This window comes from Rhizobium sp. Nf11,1 (genome assembly GCF_050587665.1).
Classification (GTDB): Bacteria; Pseudomonadota; Alphaproteobacteria; order Rhizobiales; family Rhizobiaceae; genus Rhizobium.
The window spans coordinates 160,020-181,672 of sequence record NZ_JBOBHU010000006.1 but is presented as its reverse complement, the minus strand read 5'-3'; the positions used below and the strand labels follow the sequence as shown (position 1 = coordinate 181,672).

The 21,653-nt window shown below is 62.0% G+C and carries 18 protein-coding genes and 1 pseudogene; 9 read left to right on the top strand and 10 right to left on the bottom strand.

Features of this window, described 5'->3' with window-relative positions; all coding sequences use genetic code 11:
• Window positions 1–96 precede the first annotated feature (96 nt).
• Both ACQ7C1_RS11785 and ACQ7C1_RS11780 read left to right on the top strand, forming a co-directional pair.
• A complete protein-coding gene (locus ACQ7C1_RS11785; protein ID WP_430958384.1) occupies window positions 97–1,131 on the top strand; it encodes a sn-glycerol-3-phosphate import ATP-binding protein UgpC in 1,035 nt (344 codons plus the stop codon).
• A 90-nt stretch (window positions 1,132–1,221) separates the two neighbouring features.
• Entirely contained in the window at window positions 1,222–2,226 is a 1,005-nt protein-coding gene (locus tag ACQ7C1_RS11780) for a sugar-binding transcriptional regulator (protein WP_430958383.1), read from the top strand.
• A gap of 31 nt (window positions 2,227–2,257) precedes the next feature.
• Here the strand turns inward: ACQ7C1_RS11780 and ACQ7C1_RS11775 are convergent, their stop codons facing one another.
• The 3 genes from ACQ7C1_RS11775 to ACQ7C1_RS11765 all read right to left on the bottom strand — a co-directional run bounded on the left by ACQ7C1_RS11775 (window position 2,258) and on the right by ACQ7C1_RS11765 (window position 6,001).
• Complete coding sequence (locus tag ACQ7C1_RS11775; protein ID WP_430958382.1) at window positions 2,258–3,940, bottom strand: hypothetical protein; 1,683 nt, start codon at window positions 3,938–3,940, stop codon at window positions 2,258–2,260.
• Window positions 3,940–4,998 carry a glycosyltransferase family 2 protein gene (locus ACQ7C1_RS11770; RefSeq protein WP_430958381.1) on the bottom strand — a complete coding sequence of 353 codons (1,059 nt, stop codon included), beginning with the start codon at window positions 4,996–4,998 and terminating at the stop codon, window positions 3,940–3,942. The genes ACQ7C1_RS11775 and ACQ7C1_RS11770 overlap by 1 nt, the downstream gene beginning before the upstream one ends.
• A gap of 94 nt (window positions 4,999–5,092) precedes the next feature.
• Window positions 5,093–6,001, bottom strand: coding sequence for an AraC family transcriptional regulator N-terminal domain-containing protein (locus tag ACQ7C1_RS11765; RefSeq protein ID WP_430958380.1), 909 nt, complete (start codon window positions 5,999–6,001; stop codon window positions 5,093–5,095).
• 204 nt (window positions 6,002–6,205) lie between these two features.
• Between ACQ7C1_RS11765 and ACQ7C1_RS11760 the strand changes: the two genes are divergently transcribed.
• Window positions 6,206–7,252, top strand: a complete 1,047-nt coding sequence (locus ACQ7C1_RS11760; protein WP_430958379.1) for an NAD(P)-dependent alcohol dehydrogenase — start codon at window positions 6,206–6,208, stop codon at window positions 7,250–7,252.
• Window positions 7,253–7,630: 378 nt separating this feature from the next.
• On the opposite strand, the pseudogene ACQ7C1_RS11755 reads toward ACQ7C1_RS11760, so the two are convergent.
• The 4 genes and pseudogenes from ACQ7C1_RS11755 to ACQ7C1_RS11740 all read right to left on the bottom strand — a co-directional run bounded on the left by ACQ7C1_RS11755 (window position 7,631) and on the right by ACQ7C1_RS11740 (window position 12,642).
• Window positions 7,631–9,577 (bottom strand): annotated as a pseudogene (locus ACQ7C1_RS11755) (GTP-binding protein).
• 442 nt (window positions 9,578–10,019) lie between these two features.
• A complete protein-coding gene (locus ACQ7C1_RS11750; protein WP_430958378.1) occupies window positions 10,020–11,285 on the bottom strand; it encodes an NAD(P)/FAD-dependent oxidoreductase in 1,266 nt (421 codons plus the stop codon).
• A 177-nt stretch (window positions 11,286–11,462) separates the two neighbouring features.
• Window positions 11,463–12,005 (bottom strand): BA14K family protein, encoded by a 543-nt coding sequence (locus tag ACQ7C1_RS11745; protein ID WP_285191602.1) that lies wholly within the window; start codon window positions 12,003–12,005, stop codon window positions 11,463–11,465.
• A 172-nt stretch (window positions 12,006–12,177) separates the two neighbouring features.
• A complete protein-coding gene (locus tag ACQ7C1_RS11740; RefSeq protein ID WP_085778707.1) occupies window positions 12,178–12,642 on the bottom strand; it encodes an Lrp/AsnC family transcriptional regulator in 465 nt (154 codons plus the stop codon).
• A gap of 154 nt (window positions 12,643–12,796) precedes the next feature.
• Between ACQ7C1_RS11740 and ACQ7C1_RS11735 the strand changes: the two genes are divergently transcribed.
• The 4 genes from ACQ7C1_RS11735 (at window position 12,797) to ACQ7C1_RS11720 (ending at window position 16,686) form a co-directional block, all read left to right on the top strand.
• On the top strand, window positions 12,797–13,516 hold the full coding sequence (locus ACQ7C1_RS11735; RefSeq protein WP_430958471.1) for an aspartate/glutamate racemase family protein: 720 nt from the start codon (window positions 12,797–12,799) through the stop codon (window positions 13,514–13,516).
• A 234-nt stretch (window positions 13,517–13,750) separates the two neighbouring features.
• On the top strand, window positions 13,751–14,668 hold the full coding sequence (locus tag ACQ7C1_RS11730; RefSeq protein WP_430958377.1) for a bifunctional helix-turn-helix transcriptional regulator/GNAT family N-acetyltransferase: 918 nt from the start codon (window positions 13,751–13,753) through the stop codon (window positions 14,666–14,668).
• A gap of 70 nt (window positions 14,669–14,738) precedes the next feature.
• Window positions 14,739–15,362: a TetR/AcrR family transcriptional regulator gene (locus ACQ7C1_RS11725; protein WP_430958376.1), complete on the top strand. Its 624-nt coding sequence runs from the start codon at window positions 14,739–14,741 to the stop codon at window positions 15,360–15,362.
• Window positions 15,363–15,471: 109 nt separating this feature from the next.
• Window positions 15,472–16,686, top strand: a complete 1,215-nt coding sequence (locus tag ACQ7C1_RS11720; protein ID WP_430958375.1) for an MFS transporter — start codon at window positions 15,472–15,474, stop codon at window positions 16,684–16,686.
• On the opposite strand, the gene ACQ7C1_RS11715 is transcribed toward ACQ7C1_RS11720, so the two are convergent.
• Window positions 16,683–17,099, bottom strand: a complete 417-nt coding sequence (locus tag ACQ7C1_RS11715) for a winged helix-turn-helix transcriptional regulator (RefSeq protein WP_085778712.1) — start codon at window positions 17,097–17,099, stop codon at window positions 16,683–16,685. The two genes, ACQ7C1_RS11720 and ACQ7C1_RS11715, sit on opposite strands and share 4 nt — an antisense overlap.
• Before the next feature lie 123 nt (window positions 17,100–17,222).
• Here ACQ7C1_RS11715 and ACQ7C1_RS11710 point away from each other — a divergent pair, with 123 nt between their 5' ends.
• The gene (locus ACQ7C1_RS11710) at window positions 17,223–18,131 is read left to right on the top strand and encodes an SDR family oxidoreductase (protein ID WP_097598014.1); all 909 of its coding nucleotides are present in this window, start codon (window positions 17,223–17,225) and stop codon (window positions 18,129–18,131) included.
• A 407-nt stretch (window positions 18,132–18,538) separates the two neighbouring features.
• Here the strand turns inward: ACQ7C1_RS11710 and ACQ7C1_RS11705 are convergent, their stop codons facing one another.
• Window positions 18,539–19,291 carry a pyridoxine 5'-phosphate synthase gene (locus ACQ7C1_RS11705; RefSeq protein WP_430958374.1) on the bottom strand — a complete coding sequence of 251 codons (753 nt, stop codon included), beginning with the start codon at window positions 19,289–19,291 and terminating at the stop codon, window positions 18,539–18,541.
• Window positions 19,292–19,722: 431 nt separating this feature from the next.
• On the opposite strand from ACQ7C1_RS11705, the gene ACQ7C1_RS11700 reads away from it, so the two are divergent.
• A complete protein-coding gene (locus ACQ7C1_RS11700) occupies window positions 19,723–20,415 on the top strand; it encodes a MerR family transcriptional regulator (protein WP_430958373.1) in 693 nt (230 codons plus the stop codon).
• 95 nt (window positions 20,416–20,510) lie between these two features.
• Here the strand turns inward: ACQ7C1_RS11700 and ACQ7C1_RS11695 are convergent, their stop codons facing one another.
• Window positions 20,511–21,638, bottom strand: a complete 1,128-nt coding sequence (locus ACQ7C1_RS11695) for an ATP-dependent DNA helicase (RefSeq protein WP_183702311.1) — start codon at window positions 21,636–21,638, stop codon at window positions 20,511–20,513.
• Window positions 21,639–21,653 lie beyond the last annotated feature (15 nt).

Here is a 21,653-nt window from a genome sequence, read left to right as displayed (position 1 = left end):
CCCCTCCCAGAGCGGCGATAAAACAAGGTTGGGGTCACTTGTTACAAATGTCAATAGCGTGTTACAAATGTATGACAACCTCGGAGGAAGGCTACCATGGCGGCTATCGAACTGATCGACCTGAAGAAGAACTACGGACCGGTTCCCGCAGTGAAAGGCATCAATCTGACTGTCGCGGACGGCGAAATGATTGTGCTGGTCGGCCCATCAGGATGCGGAAAATCGACCTTGCTGCGGATGATTGCGGGCCTCGAAGCCATAAGCTCCGGGCACCTCAGGATATCAGGCAACGACGTTGGCCAGGTCGATCCGGCCGACCGCAACATCGCGATGGTCTTCCAGAACTACGCGCTCTATCCTCACATGACCGTTCGGCAGAATCTCGAATACGGACTCAAGAACCGCCGCGTTCCTCGCCACGAGATCGACCGGCGGATCGCTGACGCCGCCGACATTCTGGAAATCGGCGAATTTCTCGAGCGACGCCCCCGTCAGCTCTCAGGCGGACAGCGCCAACGCGTCGCCATGGGCCGCGCTATCGTCCGCGATCCTGCCGCCTTCCTCTTCGACGAACCCTTGTCCAATCTGGATGCGAAGCTTCGCGTGCAAATGCGCGTCGAAATTCGGAGGTTGCAGCGGCAGCTCAAGACGACCAGTCTCTATGTGACGCACGACCAGCTCGAGGCGATGACGCTCGCCGACAGGCTTGTCGTCATGAACGGCGGCCGAATCGAGCAGATCGGGACACCGATCGAGGTGTATCGCCGGCCCGAAACCGTCTTCGTTGCCGGCTTCATCGGTTCTCCGCCGATGAACCTGATCGAACTGGATGAACTCGGCCCCAGCGACCTCGCGCTTCCGAGAGACACGGATCTCGTCGGCATCAGACCCGGTTCGATCCACCTCGGCGCCGGATCGGCGCATGATCTCCGGTTCGATGCCCATGTCGAATTGATCGAAACCGTCGGCGATGAGAACAACGTGCATCTGCGCATCGACGAAAGCCGGAAGCGCATCGTCGCGAGCGTGCCTACTGATCGACATCTGCGGGAAAACGACCGCATTTCGTGTCATGTAGGCATGGAAGCTTTGCATCCCTTCAACAAGTCGACCGGCCGGAGAACCGACTGACAGGTGAAGCGGCTGACGACGGGCCCCTGCGATTGACAAGCTCCGGGGATTTGAGATCCATGGCGTCGAAGCGGAGGCGCAGATTATCGCATGTCACAGAACAGAAGTGCTTCTTCCGCGCCCGTAGCGCTCTCGGACGAGCAGATGCAGGTGCGCGTGGTCTGGCTCTATTACATGGAGGCACGCACGCAGGGCGAAATCGCAGAAGCGCTTTCGACCAACAGGCTTCGCGTCAACAAGATCATCGCCGAGGCGCGCCGGTCCGGCCTCGTGACGATCACTCTCAATTCCCGGCTGACCTCCTGCGTCGCCCTGGAACAGCAGTTGGCGGCGGAATTCTCGCTCAATCGCGCGATCATCGTACCGACACCGGAGGACGAGGAGCTCATTCCCGTCCTGCTCGGCCAGGCGGCCGCCGATTATCTCGTCCAGTTGCTGAACGCCGGCAATATCCGCGGCGTTGGCGTCGGGTGGGGAGCGACCCTCCGCGAAATGGTGCGACATATGCCCTCGCTCAGACGGCCTGACATCTGCGTCAATTCGGTCATGGGCGGGCTGACGCACGGCATCGAAATCAATACCTTTGACATTGCAAGCGACCTTGCCCGCCAGCTCAATGCGGAATGCTCCTATCTTGCTGCACCGATCTATGCCGGCAGCCCGGAATCGCGGACGGCGATCATCCGGCAGGATGTTTTTGAATCGGCCTTTCGACAGATCGAGACCAATGACGTCATCGTGCTCAGCATCGGCGACATGACCGAGCGTTCGCTGCTGATGCGCTACGGCTTGCCACGCAACATCAACATCGAGGAGTTGCTCGCAGCCGGTGCCTGTGGTGACGTGCTCGGCCAGTTCGTCGATAAGAAGGGGCAGCCGATCGACCATGCGATAAACAGGTGCGCGATCGCTCCAGAGCTGGAAGCGCTGCGCGCCATTCCCAATGTCGTCTTCGCGTCAGGCGGGCTGAACAAGGCGCAGGCAATCGCGGCCGTGCTGCTGTCCGGTCTCGGCAACGTGTTGATTTGCGATGAAGACACGGCACGGCAAGCACAACAGCTTGCTGGCGAGCTTAGGACGAGCGGAAGTTCGTAGAGCCGAACATGCACGGCATCGGTAGCCTAGTCTAAGACGCTCTGGCGCAACCCGCCGGGATCGAGAGAGGTTCCGCCGGCATTATCTTATCGACCGCATAAAGCTTGGCGAAACCGGCATCCTCGACAAGCGTCAGTCCCGCCGGCATCGAGCTGCCGACGTAGCGGTCAGGGATATCGGCATTGGCGACGAGGATGAAATCGAAACGCCTGCGCCAATCCGAAAGATAGGGCGTAAAGCCCTCATACTGCCGCATCATTGCCGGGCATGAAAGTACGCCGATCGACACCAGATTGCCCTCGGGAACCGCGATTTCCGACCACGGCGCCAGGACGGAAAGCGGCTGTTTGCCCTTTGCCGTGAAGAGCGTCGGCACGAAAGCATGCGACAAGGGCACGGCGAGCGTCGGCAGATGCCGGAAGGTATCCAATCCCCAGGCAAAGTGCCGATTGGAATGGACAAGGCTGCTGACAGCCTCCGGTTCATGCCCCAGAGGCAGCACGGCAGCGCCGGCAGGCAGCTTTTTCAGCACAGCCTCGACAGCCGCGACATCTTTCTGCGCCAGCCACGAATTCCAGCCGATCCAGCCGGCTCGGCCGAACACCGCGAGATTGACGATCAGCGCCAGCGACAGCGCCTGCCGGCGCCTTAAATTGGCAAACGGACACACCATCGCCATGGCGACGAGCGCCGTCATGATCGGAAAGCGCCAGCTGATCCAGCCGGTGCCGAGAGCGTGTCGCGGCGAAATACAGGAAAGAAGCAACAATCCGCAGGCGGTAACGGCGAGCCCCGCATGCACTTGCATGTCCCCCGCACGTGCGGCCCGCGTGCAGATAAAGATCAGCGGCAGAATCAGCACGACGTCCACCAAGGGAACATAGGTCGTGATGGCGGAGACAAGGTTTATCAGGATCAGTATGAGGCCATCGTTCCAGGCAAGTCCAAGGCCGCTCCCGCCGCCATCCGGTAAGGCAGCAGTGCGGAGGTACAAAGCGAGTGGCGGTAGGGCGCAGGCACTGATCGCCGGCGCCAGACGGCCGGTGAGCCTCGCCAACCCCGCCTTCGATCGCAGTATGTCGATGCGCCAGGAAAATTCGAGGCCGCAGACGATCGCGATATAGAAGCCGAGCGAGAAGATGTGCATCACCGTCAGGAGCAGTGCGGCGGCGAGCCGCCAGGCAAAAATCCAGGCTGGATTTCCACCCTGCAGCCGCAGGTCGATGCACGCGAAGAACAAGGCCATGCCAAGGCCGATCTGGAAATTGATGAAGCCGCCGACCATCGTGGCGCACCAGGCAAGCGACAGCATGGCGATCTGCCAATAGTGCCGGCCGCCGAACAGCGCGCGGTGCAACCCGATCGCACCGAGCGGCGGCAACACGATCGCCAGGAAAAGCAGAACCCGCGCCAACCTGTCTGCCCCGACGAGCGGCCCCAACCAGAGGGCCAGCAGGTCGATCCCGACATTGGTGAAGGTGCGGTTCCAGTCAACCGCATAGATCTCGGGAAAAGGCTGCTCGCCGATGCCGCCGGAAAGCAGCCAAATGCGGGCGTAATGATTGGCGTAATCGAGGATCGGCGGAAAAGGAAACAGCATGACCAGAGCCGCCGCAAACGCGACGAATAGGGCGATCGCAATGGTGGAATCCTGCCTGACCGTCGATGCATCGGACCTGGCTGCGACCGCGTCGGACGTGGCGATCCGGTCCATTATCCAATCCGGCCGTTCTTTTGCGGGCGCGGCGGCTCGCCAGATGCCAGGAGCGCATCCAGCGCAGCGCGCTTGTCGCCCGCGCTCATCTCCGAAAAAGCGGCCGGCAGCTCGGCATGCTCGCTTCCGCGCAGGATGGACTCGATCATGAATATCGGCCGCCTCTTGCTTTCCTGGACGAGACGGCCGAGATATTCGCCGATGATACCGATGCAGATCAGCTGGATGGCGCTGAACGCGCTAACGGCGGCCATGATGGACGACCAGCCGGTGACCGTCTCGCCCTGTAGCCAGCGAACGAAGGTATAGACGAGCAGCGCCATCGCGATGCCGGCGCTGATCATGCCGAGCCAGGTGGCGATGCGCAGCGGCGTCGTCGAAAAGCTGGTGATCGCATCCAGCGCGAAATTGATCATCTTGCGCAGCGGATATTTCGTGGTGCCGGCAAAACGCGCGTCCCGCTCGTAAGGCAGCGCCACCTGCCGCCCGCCGATCCAGCTCACCATGCCGCGGATGAAGCGGTCGCGCTCCGGCATCGCCAGCAGGATATCGACGACGCGCCGGCGCATCAGCCGGAAATCACCAGTGTCGCGCGGAATGGTCACGGAAGCGAGCCTGGAAAGCGCGCGATAGAACAGCGAAGCGGTGGCGAGCTTGAACCAGGTTTCGCCTTCGCGGCGCGTTCGCTGGCCGTAGACGACGTCGGCGCCGCGCTCCATGATCGGCATCATCATCAAAAGCAGCTCGGGCGGATCCTGAAGATCGGCGTCGATCAGAAGAACGCGCTCGCCTCGCGAAGCCGAAAGGCCCGCCGTCGACGCCAGCTGGTGGCCGTGGTTGCGCAGGAGACGCACACCGAGCACCTGCGGCACTTTTGCCGCGAGATCCGAAATGATCTCCCAGGTGCCGTCGGACGAGCCGTCATCGACGAGGATAATCTCGAATGCATCGCCGGCAACGCTCTGGGCAGCGGCGGCCGCGCGGCGGCAGAATTCACGCAGACCCTCTTCCTCGTTGTGACAAGGCGCGACGATGGAAAGAAACGGTGCTTGCGTCATGCGGACGGCGGTGCCTGCTTGATTGATGGCGCCAGCCTAGCCGGGAAACGTCAAGCATCCTTTAATACCGCGCTTTGGCTGCAGCCACCGGCGTCTATTCCGCTGCCACCATCTCGCGCACGCCGTCGATATCGCGGGCCGGCGAAGCGCCGTAGAGGCGGCTGTATTCGCGGCTGAATTGCGAGGGACTTTGATAGCCGACGCGATGGCCGGCCGTGCCAGCGTCGAGCCGCTCGATGAGCATCAGCCGGCGTGCCTCATGCAGGCGAAGCTGCTTCTGATACTGCACCGGCGTCATCGCCGTCACCGACTTGAAGTGATGATGGAAGGACGACACGCTCATATTGACGCGCTCGGCGAGGTCTTCGATGCGCAGCGGCCGCGCGAAATTCTCCTTCAGCCATGCGACGGCGCGGGCGATCCTGTTGCTGTGACTGTCTGCCGTGGCAATGTTGATCAGCCGGGCTCCATGCGGCCCGGTCAGCACCCGGTAAAGGATTTCCTGTTCAATCAGCGGCGCCATGGCGGGAATGTCGCCTGGACGATCGAGCAAGCGCAGCAGGCGGACGGCGGCATCCATGAGTTCCGGCGGCGCGACGCTCACCACCATTCCGCGCTGCCCGTCGGTATGGGCGGCCGGGCGCGGAACATCGATGCGGCTGAGCAGCTCCAGCAGCTTTTCGGAATCAATCGCCATCCCGAGACAGAGATGCGGCACCTCGGGACTTGCCTCCGTAACCCGCCAGGCGACCGGCAGATCGAGCGAGGTCAAGAGATAATCGCCGGTGCCGTAGCTGATCATTTCCGTGCCGAGCTGCAGGCTTTTGGCCCCCTGCAGCACGAAGGCGAAGCAGGGTCGGTAGCTGCTGTGCAAGGGATCGCTGGGCTTCGACCTGCGGCTGATATGAAGATTGCCGATAGCAGTCGAGAACTCGCCGTCTCTGGGCGCAAAGCGCATCGCGAGTTCGACGATCTCCCGATAGGGGCTGAAAGGCAAGGTCATCGGCAACTCTTTCTGTCAACTATTCGACGCCAGCGGCACTGCCCTTATCTAGAGTGCCTGGACCATTTCTCAAACAGGCAGGTGCCCCACTTTTGCAGGATCGTGCAAAAAGCTGAGAGGATCGCTCTAACCCTCTCCCACCATTCCAGGCAATAGTTCGCCATCCCGCTCAACCCCCTCCCGAAAATGAAAAGGAAGGTTCCCATGCCTATCGCAAGAGGCTATGCCGCAACTGACGCTTCCAAGCCGCTGACCCCTTTCACCTTCGAACGCCGCGACCCCAGGCCCGACGATGTCGTCATCGACATCAAGTTTGCCGGCATCTGCCATTCGGACATCCACACCGTCCGCAACGAATGGAAGAACGCCGTCTATCCGATCGTGCCCGGCCATGAGATCGCCGGTATCGTTTCCGCCGTAGGCTCCGCCGTCACCAAGTTCAAGGTCGGCGACCGCGTCGGCGTCGGCTGCTTCGTCGATTCCTGCATCGGCTGCGCCGAGCGCGACCTCGACCGCGAACAGTACATGCCGGGTCTCAGCGGCACCTACAATGATTTCGAAGCCGACGGCAAGACGCGCACCCAGGGCGGCTATTCCGACTCGATCGTTGTCAAGGAAGGCTACGTCTTGTCCATCCCGGACAACCTTCCGCTCGACGCTTCCGCACCGTTGCTGTGCGCCGGCATCACACTCTATTCGCCGCTGCGCCACTGGAATGCCGGCCCCGGCAAGAAGGTCGCCATCGTCGGCATGGGTGGCCTCGGTCATATGGGCGTCAAGCTGGGTTCGGCCATGGGCGCTGAAATCACCGTTCTCTCCCAGAGCCTTTCCAAGAAGGAGGACGGTCTGAAGCTCGGCGCCAAGGAATATTACGCCACCAACGACCCGGAAACCTTCACCAAGCTCGCCGGCACGTTCGACCTGATCATCTGCACCGTCAGCGCCGAGATCGACTGGAACGCCTATCTCGGCCTTCTGAAGGTGGACGGCTCCTTCGTCGTCGTCGGCGCGCCCGAAAACCCGATCCCGGTGCACGCCTTCTCGATCATTCCCGGCCGCAAGAGCATCTCCGGCTCCATGATCGGTTCGATCAAGGAAACTCAGGAAATGCTGGATTTCTGCGGCAAGCACAACATTGTCTCCGAAATCGAGAAGATCGACATCGATCAGGTCAACGAAGCCTATGAACGCGTCCTGAAAAGCGACGTCCGCTACCGCTTCGTCATCGACATCGCCTCGCTGGCGGCCTGAGGATAATGGAAGGCGGCTCGAAAGGGCCGCCTTTTTTTGCGGCAAACTCCACCGCCCTCATGCTGAGGTGCGCAGCCCGTAGGGCGGAGCCTCGAAGCATCGCCCGCAAGTGCTGCTCCCGCCCACCGCCTAGGAGCACCCGCCCCGTAGCTGGATTCGGGCCGGCATGCCGTGTGGTACCCCTCTGCCCTGCCGGGCATCTCCCCCACAGGTGGGGAGATCGGCTGGACGCGATGGCTTCCCCAACAATTGACCGTCATGAATCGCCAAATTAGGGCGAAGCATGGCTACTTGCCGATCTCGCCCTTGTCGGGAAGATGCCCGGCAGGGCAGAGGGGGGCCACACGGCATGCCCCATCCATGACCAAAATGCGCCTCTCACACACTCCCCCGCAACCGCAGCAGATACTCCACCCCGTTGAACGGATCAGGCCCCGAACGCCGGCGCAGGCGCGGCGGCCCGGCCATCGGGGCGTGGTGATCGAAAGCGGTTTCCATGGTCCCCGCCCCGCTGGTCAGCCCCGGCAATTGCTGCTGGACGCTCCGCACCATCTGAGATGCGATAGTGCCTTCCAGCCGAGCCACGCCATCGGCGATCACGGAATCGGCCGTTGTCGCGGCCGATTTCGCAAGCAAGCTGAGCACGCCGCTCAAACTTTCCGCCGGTGCTTCGAGATGAAAGCGGTCGACTGGCTCGCAGAGCACGGTCTGCGCAGCCGATAGCGCCGTGGCCAGCACCCAGGGCGTCAGTTGCCGGAAATCGGCGGCGGTGCTTGCCGGCGAACTATGCCGGGCGGCCGTCATCGCCACATGGCAATCGATGACCTGCCAGCCGAAAGCTCCCTGCTTCAGCGTCTCGAACACGGTTTCCTCGACTGCCCGATAGAAGGCTTCTGGCATCTGGCCGACATCCACTTCCAGTGCAAAGCTATTGCCCGCCCCGGCAGGCCGCGGCTCTATCCGCAGCCCGACGGTCGCCAGGAACGGATTGGGCTCCTTGAAGAGGATCTGCAGGCCGGTTCCGATCCCCACAGGCCTCTCGGTCAGGATGACCGTGCTTTCCTCGAAGCTGGCATCGAGACTGAAATCCGTCAGCAGCGTCGATTGGATCACCTCCTTCTGCACCTCGCCATAAAGTGAGACGAACACCTCGTCCGTCTCTTCGTTGCGGCGCAGATTGATCAACGGGTCCTGTTCGGCCATCCGGTTCAGCGCTAGCTAGAGCGCCGCCTTGTCGGACGGGCGGCGGGCAAGCACGCGGGTTTCGAGTGTCGGCGGCGCAAAGTGAGCCTGCCCGCCGGAAAACCGATCGCCGCCCACTGCGTCGCCGATCCGCGCTCCGGCCAGGCCGCTGACTCGTGCGATCTGCCCGGCGCGGAGGCTCTCGGCGCCATGGATCCGGCCGTCCTCGAACAGCTGGATCGCCGTCACCCGCCCCGGGCCTTTCGGCAGATCCAGATATTGCCGGAGCCATATCGTGCCTGAGGTCAGGGAGAGATAGCACAGCTTTTCCCCGCCCCAGCCGCGCTCGATCTTGAAGATCTTGCCGGCGACCGGGCCATCCGGATCGGGGCGCCGCTCGGGCAGGATCGTCCCAATGGCCGATGCCAGAGCTGATATGCCGACACCGCTCATCGCCGCGCCCGCAAAGACGGGATGTACCAGGCCGCGCTCCACCTGCTCGGTGAGAGAGCGCCCGAGCCTTTCCTCGGTCAGCCGATCGGGAGCGAGCACATAGTCATCGAGTAGCGCCTCGTCATTTTCCCCAAGCGCCTCGCAGAGCGTCGAGAAAAGCGGCTCATCTCTCGGAGCGAGCGCCTCCACCCGGGCAAGCTTGCTGCCGGCATCGATAATCGTGGACATGGCGATCGGCCGGACCGAGAGCTGCGCGGCAAGCGCCTCCATCACCTCCTGATACCGGGCGCCGAGCCGATCGACCTTGTTGACGAAGAAGACGATGGGCACGCCGAGCCGCCGCAGCGCCCGCACCAGCACGCGCGTCTGCGCTTGCACACCTTCGACCGCGCAAACAACGACGACCGCGGCATCCAGCAATCCCAGCACCCGTTCGACCTCGGCGATGAAATCCGGGTGGCCGGGCGTGTCGATCAGATTGACAATCCTGTCGCCGATCTTAAACGACACCACCGCGGCCCGGATCGTGATACCGCGCTGCCGCTCGAGTTCGAGATTGTCCGTCTGCGTATCGCCGGTATCGACGCTGCCGAGCTTGTCGATGACGCCGGCGTTGAAAAGCAGTCTTTCGGTAAGGCTAGTCTTGCCTGCATCCACATGGGCGAGGATGCCCAGATTCAAAATTCGCATGAACCACCAACTTCTCAGAAATTCGGATGTGATTTTCGTGAGAAGTGACTCGGCGCATTGGAACCTCTGTCCGTTGTTACGGCTGGATGTGGCCCGGTGGTGGGGAGACGCGGGTCGGATGCTAAGGCTGGGTGCAGAGATATGTCAAGCTTGGGTGTATTGCATTTACGCTGCGGGTGCGCCGGGTGGTTTGCTGTGTCGGCTTGCCGTGAGGCACCCCCCTCTGCCCTGCCGGGCATCTCCCCCACAAGGGTGGAGATCGACAAGCGGTTGGATCATCGGTCCCTCTCTGCTGTATCGAATAACGATCCGGTAGTTGTTTGGGGAACAATCGCGCCCAGCCGATCTCCCCACCTGTGGGGGAGATGCCCGGCAGGGCAGAGGGGGGTGCCACACGGCGCGCCCTCTCCCGCCGTCCTTCAGCTGACGAAAAGAAGAAAACCTAACCCTCCTCCCGCATCGTCTCCCGCTGCGTGATCAGCCGGGCGCTGTGCTGGCCGCTGAGATAAATCCACAGCCAGCTCCAGGCGACGGAGAAGCGCGAGCGCGTGCCGATCAGGAAGTAGATATGGGCGAGGCCCCAAATCCACCAAGCAATCCAGCCTTTCAGCTTGATCCGGCCGAAATCGATGATCGCCGCACTCTGGCCGATCGTGGCGAGACTCCCCTGGTGCCGGTAACGGAAGGGCGCCGGCGCCGGCTTGCCCGAAAGACGCGCGCGGATGACCTTGGCGACATAAGCGCCCTGCTGCTTTGCTGCGGGTGCGATACCCGGCACCGGCTTGCCGTCCTCACGCATCACCGAGGCAGTGTCGCCGATGACGAAGACATCGGGCAGGCCGGGCGCGCTCAGATCCTTTTCGACGACCACACGACCTGCCCGGTCGGCCGGCACGCCGAGCCAGCGAGCTGCCGGCGAAGCTGTGACGCCGGCGGCCCAGACGATCGTCCGGCTCGGGATGAAGGTCTCGCCGATCTGCACGCCGTCGGCGCCGCACTCCGTCACCGGCTTGCCGAGGAGGACCTCGACCCCGAGTTTCTCAAGCGCCTTTTGCGCATAGGCCGAAAGCTCCTCGGCGAAGGTCGGCAGAACCCGCGGGCCGGCCTCGACCAGCACGACACGGGTCTTGCGCGTATCGATGTTGCGGAATTCGTTCGGCAGCGTGAAATGCGCGAGTTCGGCTATGATGCCGGCAAGCTCGACGCCGGTCGGCCCAGCGCCGACAATGGCGAAGGTGAGCAGCGCGTCGCGCACGAGCGGATCGGCCTCCAACTCCGCCTTCTCGAACGCAAGCAGCACCCGCCGGCGGATCGTGGTCGCGTCCTCCAGGGTCTTCAGGCCGGGCGCTACCGGCTCCCATTCGTCATGACCGAAATAGGCATGTGTCGCGCCGGTCGCCAACACCAGCGTGTCGTATCCGAGAGTCATGCCGTTGCGTAACGAAACCGTCTTCGCGCCGCTGTCGACATCGGCGACTTCGCCGAGCAGCACGGTCACGTCGGGCCGGTCGGCATAGAGGCGGCGGATCGGCCAGGCGATTTCCGAGGTGGAGAGAATGGTCGTCGCCACCTGATAGAGCAGCGGCTGGAAGAGATGATGGTTGCGCCGGTCGACGAGCGTGATCCTCACCCCTGCGCCCTTCAACCCGTTGACGAGCTGCAGTCCGCCGAAACCGCCGCCGACAACAACCACATGATGATCGCCCATGACCTGCCCTTCTGCGTCATTTCGCTTAGAGCCAATGTGGCCTTCGCCGCGAAGGTTGCAACCGCCGTTTCGGCATGTCTCCCCTGCGCCGATCGCAGTCGAAGAAGGCCGCCCAACGGATCGGAAGAAGTTGGGCGGCCTGAAAACAGCTCATAATGCAGACGGCGTCAGTGCCAATCAATAGGGACCGACGCACTGACGACGGGGGCCATAATAGGGCTGGTAGGTATTGTCATACGCCCGGTACGAACGATACCGGGCGTAGCACCAGCTCACGTGACTGCTGCCCCCTCCATATGCATAGGCCCGATAGGGCCGGCCATAATAGCCGCCATAGCGGTACGGCGAGCCATAATAACGGTAAGGCGAGCCGTAATAGCCGTAGGGCGAGCCGTAATAGCGGTAGGGCGAGCCGTAATAGCCGTAGGGTGAACCGTAGTACGAGCCGTAATAGGGCTGCGCCAAGGCGCCGCCGATGATGGTGCCGACGGCCAGACCGCCTAAGGCCCAGCCCCAATCCGATCCATGGTGATGATGGCCGTGATAGCCGCCTCCGTAATAGCCGCCACCCCAGTGGCCGCCGTGGCCGCGCCATCGCACATGCTCGATTTGCTGCTGCGCTTCGATCCTGGGTGGATTGATAGCCGGAAACGCCTGTGCCGGCGTGATGCCGGGGGCACCCATGATCAAGCATAACGTAACGACAGTCAGCTTTCTCATGATTGTTCTCCTCCTCCTTCAAGAAGAGGAAATATCCTCCCCTCCTCCTGAACCAAAGGTGAACATAATACATCGAAAAATGTTCCGTATCGAGAAAAATCAATTCCTATCGATGGCAGTCAGGGTAACGGCTCCTCGGGCGACCCAACCCTGCTTTTCAGCATACCGCTGTTCACCGAGCGTAACCTACGGGTATCGCCATCCCATGCTTCAACTTTTCCATCGAAATCGAAGCCGACACGTCGAAAAGTTCCAGCTTACGGACGATCTGCTTATAGATGACATCGTAATGCTCGACGCGCGGCAGCACGATCTTGAGGATGTAATCGTGATTGCCGGTCAACCGGTGCGCCTCGACGATCTCGGGAATATCTCTGATGATTCTGCGAAAACTCTCCGTCCATTCGTCCGAATGATGGGCCGTCTTGACCAGCGCGAAGACCGTGGTCGGCACGCCCATCCTTTCGCGGTCGAGCACGACGATGCGCCTGGCGATATAGCCGGTCTCCTCCAGCCGCTGAATGCGCCGCGAACAAGCTGAGACGGAAAGCGCCACGCGCTCCGCGAGGTCGGTGACGGATATGCCTGAATCCGTCTGCAGCATGTCGAGAATACGTCTGTCGCGATCGTCCAGCATGTGTGTGAAGTCAACCTTGCGCCTTCGTTTTGCGCGATTTTTCAAAATCGCGCAATTTTATAGCACACATTAAGCGTGAAGGACAAATAACGCAAACACGCCGCGCCGAGATTGCGGCATGATTTTGGAAGTTGAAGCATGGGAGCGTAAAGTGATGGAAACGATCGGCCTGATCGGCGGCATGAGTTTCGAAAGCTCGGCGGTCTATTATCGTCTCGTCAACGAGATGGTGCGCGCCCGCAAAGGCGGCCTCGCTTCGGCGGAGCTCATCCTGCATTCGGTCAATTTCGAGGAAATCGTCGCGCTTCAGAAGGCCGGCGACTGGGACATGGCCGCCCGCCGCCTCGCCGATGTGGCTCTGCGCCTGCAGGTAGGCGGCGCCGGCTGCGTCCTCATCTGCACCAACACCATGCATTTGATCGCTGACGAGGTTGCGAAGAAAATCTCCGTGCCGCTAATCCATATTATCGACGAGACGGCGAAATCGCTGCATGCCGCCGGCCGCAAACGCCCGCTGCTGCTCGCCACCCGCTACACGATGGAGCACGGTTTTTACGCCGACCGCATGAAGAGCCTCGGTCTCGACATTATGGTGCCGGATGCTGCCGACCGCACCACCGTGCACGACATCATCTTCAACGAGCTCTGCGCCGGCAGGGTGCGCAATAGTTCACGCGAAAAGCTGATCGCGATCATCGACCGCGCCATGCAAAGAGGTGCCGACAGCATCATCCTCGGCTGCACCGAGATCTGCCTGATCCTCGATCCTGACCGCCTGCCGCTGCCGGGCTTCGACACGACGACGATCCATGCGCGCGCGGCGGTCGAGTTCGCTTTTGGGGCTGAGGAAAAAACGGAAGAAGAAGCCGCCTGAATCGCAGCGATAATTTAGTTGACTCAGTCCACTAAATGCATGACAAAAGTCTTCATACGGAGACTTTTGTCAGTTGTTGACGCGCCTCATCTCACCCGGCGTCATCCTCGGCCTTGTGCCGAGGATCTGCTGCCTATCGACTGACGGCAGATGCTCGGGGATGCCAGAGTATGACGAAAGAGAAGTCGCGGGTTTTGTCGGCAACCTCGGTGTCTCCACCTGGAGACCTTCGCCATGTCCGATATCCCGCTCATCGAAACCGCCCGCGATTTCAACCGCTTCTACACGAACTTCCTCGGCCTCTTGAACAAGGCCTATCTCGACTCGCCGTTTACGCTGACCGATGCCCGCATCCTGTTTGAGATCGGCTCGCATGGCGGCGTCAGCGCCGCCGGCCTCGTGCGCGACCTGCATCTCGACCCGGCCTATCTTAGCCGCATCCTCAAGCGTTTCCGCGCCGAGGGGCTGATCGAAAACAGCCCCGACCCGGCCGATCTGCGCAGCCAGGTCATCACTGTCACCGATCAGGGACGAGAGCAGTTCGAGGAACTCGGCCGGCGCGCCAATGCGCAGATTGCAGCCCGTTTCGACACGCTGGCCGAGGGTGAGCCGCAGGCTGTCGTCTCGGCTATGGGCACGATCCGCGCTCTGCTCGATCCGGCCGTCAAACCGGCGCCGGCCATCCTCCGCCCCCATCGCGCCGGCGATATCGGCTGGATCGTCCAGAGCCAGGGCCGCTTCTACGCCGAGGAATATGGCTGGGACCTGCGCTTCGAGGCGCTGGTCGCCGACGTCGCCGGAAAATTCCTCGCCAATTTCGATCCGGCGCTCGAATATTGCTGGATTGCCGAGCGCGGAGGCATCAATCTCGGCTCGGTCCTCGTCACCAATGGCGGCGACGGCGTCGCCAAGCTACGCCTGCTCTATGTCGACAAATCGGCCCGCGGTCTCGGCCTCGGCAAGCTGCTGGTCGACGAGTGCATCCGCTTTTGCAGGCAGAAGGGCTACCGCGAGCTTTCCCTCTGGACCAACGACATGCTGGAAGCCGCTCGCGCCATTTACGTCAAAGCAGGCTTCCGACTTGTCTCCGAGGAGAGACATCGCATGTTCGGCCCCGAGGCGAACGGCCAGAACTGGGTTCTTACCCTCTGATGTCGCCCCCGATTGTTGCGTCGCAAAAATTTCGCTTGATTTGGAAACAATCATTCCCTAATTAGGGATCATGACCGTTGACAACCTCACCTCAGATGGAAAAGCTCGCAGTCGTGGCCGTCCGCGCGAGTTCGATATGGACGCCGCTCTGGATGCGGCCCTGCGGGTCTTTTCCGAACGCGGCTACCACGCCACCTCGATCAGCGATCTGACCGAGGCGATGGATCTCGCTTCGGGCAGCATCTACAAGGCGTTCAAGGATAAGCGCGGCGTCTTTCTTGCCGCCTTTGCGCGCTACCGCCAGCTCGGCCGCCGGCGTCTGGAAGCGATGATCGCGTCTGTGCAGACGGGCCGCGAAAAAGTCTTCCAGATGGTGATGTATTATACCGAGCTCTCCTATGGCGATGCCGGCCGCAAAGGCTGCCTCGTCGTCGGCGGTGCCAACGATTTCTCCCTGCTCGACGAGGAAGCCGCCGCCAACGTCGCGACGGCCTTTGCCGCCGACGAGAAGCTGATGGCCGATCTCATCCGCATCGGCCAGGCCGACCACACCATCCCGAAGACGGTGGACCCTGATGCCGCCGCCCTCGCCTTTCTCTGCTTTACCAAGGGCTTGCGTGTCATCGGCAAAACAGGACGCAGCAGGCAGGAGATGGTCGCCGCAGCCGAAGCGGCGATGAAGCTCGTGACCTGAACGGGTACGCCCAGACGATCGTAATAGCGGCATCAGGTCAAGCATCGGGTGGCTGCAGCCAGCATTTTTGCATTCAATCCTCGCAAATCCTTGGATACCGGAGTTTCCGATGAGCATTTCAGCCACGACGCCTGAGAAGGCCATTCCACGAACGCTGTCACCCTGGCTCACCTTCCTTTTCGCCGCCGCCTGCGGGCTGGTGGCCGCCAATCTCTATTACGGCCAGCCGCTTGCCGGCCCCATCAGCGCCGATCTCGGTTTCACGCCCGCCGCCACCGGCCTGATCGTCACGCTGACGCAGATCGGCTACGGACTCGGCCTGCTGCTGATCGTGCCGCTTGGCGATCTCACGGAAAACCGCCGCCTGGTGCTGCTGCTGATATCAGTCTCTGCCGCGGCACTGATTGGCGCCGCACTGTCGACGACGCCTGCGATGTTCCTCACCGCTTCGCTCTCCATTGGCCTCGCCTCGGTCGCCGTCCAGGTACTCGTACCCTTTGCCGCGAACATGGCGCCGGATGCCACACGCGGCCAGGTCGTCGGCAATGTCATGAGCGGCCTGCTCGCCGGTATCATGCTGGCGCGGCCCTTCGCAAGTTTCGTCGCCCAAGCTTCCTCCTGGCACGTCGTCTATTACCTCACCGCCGGGCTGATGATCGCGCTCGCCATCGTCCTGCGCGCCAACCTGCCAGTGCGCCTTCCGAAGACGAAGCTGCGTTATGGCGAACTGCTCGCCTCCATGGCCCATCTGGCGATGACCTCGCGCGTGCTGCAGCGCCGCGCCCTCTATCAGGCCGGCATGTTCGGCGCCTTCAGCTTGTTCTGGACGACGACGCCCCTGCTGCTCGCAAGCCCGGCCTTCGACCTGACGCAGAACGGCATTGCCCTCTTCGCGCTGGCAGGTGCGGCCGGCGCCGTCGCCTCGCCGATCGCCGGCCGGCTTGCCGACCGCGGCATGACCAGGATCGCCACGACGATCGCCATGCTGCTCGGCATGGTTTCCTTCGTGATCAGTCATTTCTCAGGCGACGGCTCGCTCACCGCCCTGATCCTTCTGACGGTGGCGGCGATCATGCTCGATTTCGGGGTAACGACCAATCTCGTCTGCGGCCAGCGCGCCATCTACGGACTGAACCCGGAACATCGCAGCCGGCTGAACGGCCTCTTCATGGCCACCTTCTTTGCCGGCGGCGCGCTCGGCTCGGCGCTCGGCGGCTGGGCCTATGCGACCGGCGGTTGGACGATGACGGCCTGGATCGGTTTCGCCTTCCCGGCACTGGCCTTCCTGCTGTTCCTGACGGAAGGCCGCCGCGGCAAAGCTTAGCTCTCTGCGGAATCAAAACGCGAACGGGCGGCGCGAACGGCATCGTGATTCGCTTCCGCCCAGTTCAGAAGCTGCGACAGCGGCTGATAGAGCGAGCGGCCGAGATCGGTCATAGAATATTCGACGCTCGGCGGCTTGGTCGGGAAGACCTCGCGGGCGATGTAACCATCCCTCTGCAGATCGCGCAGCGTCTGCGTCAGCATACGCTGCGAGATGTCGGGCAGCATCCGCCTGAGTTCGCCGAACCGACGGGGCTCGGCCGCCAGCACCTCGAGCAGCAGCGTCGACCATTTGCCGCCGATCTGCTGCATCATGTCCCGAACCGGGCAATTGGAAAAATCGAGGTCGGCAAGGTCGATCTCGCGCCGCGCCCCCGCCATTTTGTTCTTCAGACTGAGGACCGCGCCGCTCATCTGGTGGTTCCCTTTTGGTAACGTAGAGGCGAAAAACTGCCTCCTTTACACCGCGAAGTCAATTCCTATTCTAGAGTTAGTCTCTTTTTGAGACCACCTCGCCCAACGCAAAAGGAACGACCCATGAGCGAAACCATCCTGGTCACCGGCGCCGCCGGACAGCTCGGCCAGCGTGTCATCCACCACCTCATCGAAACCTACAGGGTTGCCCCCGGCAACATCGTCGCGGCAACGCGCAGCCCCGAGAAGCTCGCCGAGCTCGCAAATAAGGGCGTCGTCACCCGCAAGGCCGATTTCGATGACGCGGCAGGGTTGGAAAAGGCTTTCGCCGGCGTCGACCGGCTGCTGATCATCAGCACCGACGCGCTCGACACCCCAGGCAAGCGTCTGGCCCAGCACAAGGCCGCCGTCGCTGCCGCCGCCAAGGCAGGAGTCAAGCACATTGCCTACACCTCGATGCCGGCCCCCGACGATTCGCTCGTCACTTTCGCGCCCGACCATCTCGGCACCGAAAACGCCATCAAGGCGAGCGGCCTCGCCTACACAATCATCCGCGACGCCTGGTATCACGACAACTATCTGCATGGCATGCCCCACAATCTACAGGGCGGCAAATGGTTCAGCGCCACGGGCGATGGCAAAATCTCGACGATATCGCGCGACGACTGCGCTCTGGCGATCGCCGCAGCCCTTGCCTCCGGCACCGCCGAAAGCGCCACCTACACGCTGACCGGCACTGAACTGCTGACCAATCGGCAGGTCGCCGCCACCGTCTCCGAAGCCGCCGGCAAGCCGCTCGATGTGGTCGACGTCACGGACGAACAGCTCGGCCAGGGCATCCGCGGCGCCGGCCTCCCCGGCTTCATCGCCGACATGCTGGTCTCCGCCGACGCCAACATCCGCGCCGGCAAATTCGAGATCGTGACCGGAGACTTCACCAAACTAACGGGTAGACAGCCGCTGCCGCTGAAGGATTTCTTCGTGGCGCATAAGGCTGCACTGACGGCGGCTGGCAGCGCCGGGGGGCATTGAGCCGATATGCATCCCTGCGCAACGTCGCAGGGATGCAGCGCGAGTGAGAAAGCTTCACGTCGAATGAATTACGCACGGCGCGGACGCGCCATGCGTGAATTCCTGTAACATCGCGCGGTAAAGCCCTGAGGACACGAATGACCGAGGAGGAGGGAGTGCCGTGTGACACCCCCTCTGCCCTTCGGCATCTCCCCCACAAGTGGGGAGAGTGGCAGGAGGCTAGACCATCGCTCCCTCGCTACCGTAGCGCGGCAGCTATAGGGTAGTAGTTTGGAGAAGCCATCTCGCCCAGCCGATCTCCCCACTTGTGGGGGAGATGTCCGGCAGGACAGAGGCGGTAACCCCAGGCGCTACCGATGCGACGGCAAAACCAGTTGATACCGCCGTGTCGTCGCTGGACGCCATCGTCAAACCTTCTGCCCACAAGCCCTGCAAAACCGCCGCACCGTTTCCGCCATGCCATATTCCAGCGCATCGGCGGTCAGCCCATGGCCGATGGAAACTTCGGCAAGATCAGGAATGCGCTTCACCAGATCAGGCAGGTTTGCGACCGTCAGATCATGCCCGGCATTGACGGCAAGGCCGATCGCCAGTGCCGCGTCTGCAGTCTTTCCCAGCGCTTCGAGGATGGGAGCCGCCCGTTCGGGCGCATCGTAGCAACCGCCATACGGTCCGGTGTAAAGTTCGATCCGGTCGGCGCCGACCGCCTTGGCGATCTTGACCGCTTCCGCATCGCCATCGCCTTCGGCAAAGAGCGAGACCCGGCATCCCATCTTCTTCAGCCGCGCCACGACATCGGTGAGGAACGCCTGGTGTTTGCGGAAGTCCCAGCCGTGATCGGAGGTCGCCTGCGACGGGTCGTCGGGCACCAGCGTCACCTGCTCGGGTGCAGCGCCGGCGCAGAGTTCGAGGAATTCCTCTGTGGGATAACCCTCGATGTTGAACTCGGCCTTCGGGAATTCGTCGTCGATCAGGTTGCGGATGACGGGTAAGTCGGAAAATCTTATATGGCGCTGGTCGGGGCGCGGATGCACCGTCAGACCGCTGGCGCCTGATGCAAGGGCTATGCGCCCGAGGGCTTCGACGCTCGGCCAGGGCAGATCGCGCCGGTTGCGCAGCATGGCGATGGCGTTGAGGTTCACGGAGAGCTTGGCTGGCATGGCGGATTATCCATCGGTCTCGGAAACGGGAGGCCACGCTTTTTAAGCCAAGTGCCCGGCGATGGCCAACGAGAATCGCAGATGAATGCGACGCCGATATTGATGGATCGGCATTACAACAGTGAGGGGCGTACCAGGAATAGCGGTTCCCGCCGGCTGCGAAGATGCGGCGGGCGCAGCGCGTGTTTTGCTGGAACCTTCGCGCAAAACCTGTAGAGCGCCCCGTCGCGTTGCTATCCCATTTAAAAGAGATTATTTTTAGCACTTATAAAAAAGATCGTTCACGCATAACGTGGACATTGTGTCGCGTAAACGTAGGCCGCGTACTGCTTCTTTCCCATAGAAGACGCTCAGAGGAAACCCCACTCGCCGCGACCGGGAAGCAACTGGCAAAACCGCATGAGGTGCAACAAGATGCCCTAGGAGGGTTCATGCCAGACGGTTCCAAACGCCTGTTTGCTGCCGCCGGTGTCGCTTCGGAGGCCCGGTCGAAATACCGGTTCCTGCCTTTGGCCGCGCTGCCGCCGGATCTGCCGGAAGGTCCGGTGCCTATCGCCGATATGGCCAACGCATTCGGCGTTACGCACAGGACACTGCATTTCTACGAAGAAAAGGGATTGATCTCGGCCAATCGCATCGGCCTGATGCGCGTTTATGGCCAGGACGACGTGATGCGCATGGCCGTCATCACCGTCTGCCGCGAGACAGGCATGCCGATTGCAGTCATCCAGGAACTGATGGACGAGCTTCGCAACGCCGATTCGCAGGAATCGGCCGAGGCGATGTTCCGCGAGGTCTTGCAGGTGCGCAAGCGCGAGTTGACGGCCGAAATGTCGACGCTGCACCGCCAGCTCCAGCAGGTCGGCGATCTCCTGGATTTCGACGACGGCATGGAGACGCAGCCGCTCAACGACAATCAGGACAGTTCCAGCCTGACCGCGCAGGAACTGTGTTGCCTGGAACTGATGGCAGAGGGCTATTCCACCCAGCGCATCGCCCGGGCACTCGATCTGAAGCATGATGAGACCAGGGATCTCGAGGCCGGAATCATCCTGAAATTCCGCGCCAACAACCGCTTCCAGGCGATCGCCAAGGCCGTGCTGCTGGGCATCGTGCAGGCTTAATTCCCCTGACGAGCGCCACGGTCTCCTTCCACTTTAAACCATAACTGTCCGGTTCGCAGCGATGAACGCAGATGAGGGGCCGGCCCCCATCGGGATCAGCGAACGATCGTCAGCGTCTCCGCCGCGCGTGTGATCGCGGTGTAGAGCCAGCGTTCCCGCGTGTCGCGAAAGGCCCAGCTCTCGTCGAAGAGCACGACGTCGTTCCATTGCGAGCCCTGCGCCTTGTGGACGGTCAGGGCATAACCATAGTCGAACTCGTCGTAACGCTTGCGGGTGTTCCAGGGGATCTCGCCTTCGACATCCTCGAAGGCCTGCTTGAGCAGCTTGATCTTGGCCGCCCCGCGATCCATGTCGTCGTCCTCGGGACGGACGAGGAGATTGATGCCGGGCTTCGTCGTTTCCTTGGACGAAGTCATCACCTGCCACAGCGAGCCGTTGAGCAGGCCCTTGGCCGGATCGTTCCGAAGACAGACCAGCTTGTCGCCGGTCTGCGGATAATCGGCGCTGAAACCCTTCAGTTCGCGCAGGCGTTGATTATAGCGCCGCCGCGTCCTGTTGGTGCCGACGAGCACCTGATCGGCATCGAGCACGAGCTGCTGCGTCACCTCGTTCTTCGAGATCACCTTGGCCGTGCCGTAGTCGCCATACATGATCTCGTTGCCTTCGCGCACCTGCATGGCGAGCTTGATGATCGGATTGTCGCGCGCCTGCCGGTGGATATCGGTGAGGAGATAATCCGGCTCCTGGTTGGTGAAGTAGCCGCCGCCCGAAACCGGCGGCAGCTGGCCGGGATCGCCGAGCACCAGGATCGGCGTGCCGAAGCTCATCAGGTCCTTGCCGAGCGCCTCGTCCACCATCGAGCATTCGTCGACGATGATCAGCGCCGCTTTCGCCACCGGGCTTTGCCGGTTGATCGCAAACATTGGCGCAATCGAGGTCTTGCCGGTTTCCTCGTCCTCCACCGCTTCCTCGCCGCGCGGGCGGTAGATCAACGAATGAATGGTCTTGGCGTTGGAGGCGCCGCGCGAACGCAGCACCTGCGCGGCTTTGCCGGTAAAAGCGGCAAACAGGACGTCGCCATCGACATTCTCGGCAAAATGCCGGGCAAGCGTCGTCTTGCCCGTTCCGGCGTAGCCGAATAGGCGAAAGAGCGGCGAGCGCCCTTCGTTCAGCCATTTCGAAACAGCCTTCAGGGCTTCGTCTTGTTGGGGCGCAAATTGCATGATCAGACGACTTGG